Below are 3,471 nucleotides of genomic sequence, written 5' to 3'. Positions count from 1 at the left end.
TGTCACTAAAATGACGAAGGCGTCTTTGCGACACACTTTGAAGATACGATTTTTTGTTTGCCATGGATAATAGATTTTATGTTTAAAATTTTACTTTTAAACGGTCAACCTATTTCAGGCATTGACAGTAGCATTCTTCATTCTAACAGCCCTAAATCGCTAAATGGTCAAACAGCTATTGTGCGTTCTCTTTTTTATTCAGTCTCTATTTTGTCAATTTCTTTTATAATGTTTCTTGCTTGCTTAATCGCGTCTTCATACGTTTTTTGATTGTATTGGGTAAAATTATCAATACCCGACAAAATAATTTTTGTCTTCTTTTTCAATATCGTCTTATTGATATCTTCATCTCCACTCATTAATAAATCGACATACCTAGAAGTAAGTTTTTCGTATGCCCCTTCGACCAGTTCTATCTGTGGAATAGTTTGCTGATAATAACTCAAAATCGTATTCCTTAAATTTTGATTTTCTATATTATTTATTTTTCCACTGGATTTAAAGCCTTCATATCGTCCATTATTGACTAATGTATTGATGAAATTGGTACCTGAATTGATTTGTTGATGATTAGCTCTTATACTGTCTAATTTTTCTGGAGTGAGGTGTAAATTAAAGAAAACTTGTTGTTGAGTTTTATTTAATATATTTTTTGTCTCTTCTAGGTTTGAAATGTCATTTTGTAAATCGTCTTTCAAGCCAATTAAAAATGATTGTGCCTCTTTTTGTTGATGGTTTTCTTCGCTCCAAGAGTGGAGCCAAATGGATAGTGTAACGGCAAATACAATAATTAAAATTTCCGTTAGAATTTCTTTTACTTTTTCACTGAAAGAATGTTTTTTATTGTTCATCTCTGAATAGATTTTTTTAGTGTGTTTTATTATTTCTTCTTGCATATTTTCGATTGGTAATTTTTATGTTGATTCGTTCTTTCTGTCGTTCCTAATTGATGCATAATTTGCTTATACAATCTCTTTTAGTCGGCTTGCTCCATCAGGTATTTCGCATATACTGCCACGAATCTACCCAAAATCTACTTGCCTACCATATCCAGCAGGTACCTTAGCTAGCTTTTGTTGTAAAGACCATATGGAATTTTAGAGGAAAACAAAAAATAGAAATTGGGAATATGTCGTTTAATCCATCATTAGGGGTAAAATAGAGGTTTTTGGGCAAATTGCTGGCTGGGAAATAGCTATTGGAAAGCTAACAACCGTTCGTGTAAAATGTTATTCAATTACAATTACTACTTATCATTGGATTAACCTCTCAATGTAGAATGTAAAATGATGAATGTGGAATGAAGAATGTAGAATTTTTGATAGAAAACACCGTCGTGCAGCCCTGCGAAATGTGATGAACGCAGTGGTAGTATTAGTTAGTATGGTTTCGTTTTTAGTGTTTAGAATGTAGAATGCTATTGTTTGCGAATAATGTTGGCTGAGGTTCTCGAAGCCAAATTTGACATGGGATTGCAAATCCCTATTATCTGTCATTTGACATGACCCTTCGGTTTACACCGAAACGTAGGGAGGTGAACATGTCCTTTAGCTTTGACTCATTGAATTCATCACTTTTTCTGGAGCTTAACTTTCTTTGGCATTTCTTTTTTTTCATAAAAAAAGAAACAAAAAAAACAGAAGAAATACGGTTAATCCTAAGACGAATTCCGCTATGCGGAACCGATTGTCACTCCGCATACGGCTTTAATCTTTGACGCTTTCGCACATGGCCTATGCGCAAGGTCAAATATCCGCCTTCCGCTTCGCTCATGCTTCGTTCCAATCTTTCGTTGGGATTAACCTCTCAATGTAGAATGTAAAATGAAGTATGTAGAATTCAAAAATTGATAAAACGGTCAACGTCATTCAGGCATTCACAATCTATAAATTATAATCTATAATTCATTTTCCTCTTCTTCATCAGAATTATCATCCTGAATAAGTCCTTGGTTGAGTTTTTTGGTAGACTTGATGCCTAGTTTGTGGAGTTTCTCCGCGCGGGTAACGAGGTTGCCTTTACCAGTGCTCAGCTTGTTAAGGGCATTGACGTGGGCATCTTCGGCTTTTTTGATGTGTTTGCCTACGTCTTCCATGTCTTGGGTAAAGCTGACAAACTTATCGTATAGATCTCCGGCTTGTCGGGCTATTTCAATGGCATTACGTGTTTGGTATTCTGTTTTCCAAACGGAAGCAATCGTCCTGAGCGTAGCCAATAGGGTAGAAGGGGAGACCAAGACAATTTTTCTTTCCCAAGCAAAGTTGAATAAGGTCGTGTCCTGGGAAATGGTGGCCACAAATCCAGATTCAATCGGGATGAATAGCAAGACAAAATCGGGGCTATTCAAGTTCAGACCCGTGTGGTAATCCTTGGCAGATAATTCTTTGATGTGGTTCTTTAAGGATTCAATGTGGGCCTTAAGGGCAATATCCTTTTCCACGGTACCTTCCTCGGCGCTGGTGTAGCGTTCATAAGCCACCAAGGACACTTTGCTATCAATGATCAGATTTTTCTTGTCAGGCAAGAAAATCACCGCATCCGGTTTGATGCTTTCATTCAATTGATTTTTAGTAACAAATTGTGTTTCATACTCAGAGCCTTTTTTCAGGCCAGAGCTTTCTAACACCCGTTCTAGGATCATTTCACCCCAGTTTCCTTGGGTTTTATTGGAACCTTTGAGAGCATTGGTCAAATCTTCTGTTTTTTGGGTAACGGTTTGGTTGAGGCTGGTTAGGTTTTTGATTTGCTCCATCAACACGGTACTTTGTTCCAGACTGGTCTTTTGTCCCAGGTTTACTTTCTCTTCAAACTCCTTCAGTTTTTCTTTGAGTGGATTGAGTACGTCATTCAGCTTCACTTGTTGTTGCTCACTGAGTACTTTGCCTTGTCGGAGCACGGATTCATTGCTGATATCCACCAACATTTTACGCATTTTGTCCTCGTCGGCCTTCTGGCTATCCAGAGATTCTTTGAGGCTGGTATTTTGGCCTTCCAGTAAAGATATTTGGCCAAACATGCTTCTATTTTCTTGTTCTAGATCTTGGATTTTCTTTTTGGTCTCGGCTTCCAGCACCTGCCATTTGGCTTGTTCTTGATTGAATTGGGCCAATTGGCTCAATAGCAAATTGATTTTGCCTTGCAGTAGGAGGTAGGTTAAGCCCGCCCCAGCGATTATTCCGAGAAAGATGTAGAGGATAGTCATGGATGCAAAGATAGGGAAAATGTAGAATGGTAAATGGTGAATTATAAATGATGAATGATAAATTATAAATGGATTCGGTCTACATTCTATTTTCTAATAACTAACCTCTATTTAAAAGGGTTAATCCAACGAAAGATGGGAGCGCAGCATGAGCGAAGCGGCAGGCGCATCTTTGACCTAGTGCGTAGGCTAAAGCTAAGTGTCAAAGATTAAAGCCGTATGCGGAGTGACAATCGGTTCCGCGCAGCGGAATTCGTCTTAGGATTAAC

2 protein-coding genes are annotated in these 3,471 nt (G+C 37.8%); both read right to left on the bottom strand.

Annotated elements, in window-relative coordinates; genetic code table 11:
• Positions 1-194: 194 nt before the first annotated feature.
• Entirely contained in the window at positions 195-896 is a 702-nt protein-coding gene (locus EWU23_RS13685) for a DUF6090 family protein (protein WP_166233171.1), read from the bottom strand.
• Between the two features lie 1,001 nt (positions 897-1,897).
• Positions 1,898-3,202, bottom strand: a complete 1,305-nt coding sequence (gene rmuC / locus EWU23_RS13680) for a DNA recombination protein RmuC (protein WP_166233169.1) — start codon at positions 3,200-3,202, stop codon at positions 1,898-1,900.
• Between the last annotated feature and the right edge of the window lie 269 nt (positions 3,203-3,471).

It is taken from the genome of Aquirufa beregesia, assembly GCF_011090385.1.
Classification (GTDB): domain Bacteria; phylum Bacteroidota; class Bacteroidia; order Cytophagales; family Spirosomataceae; genus Aquirufa; species Aquirufa beregesia.
This window is presented reverse-complemented; position numbering and strand designations above follow the sequence as displayed.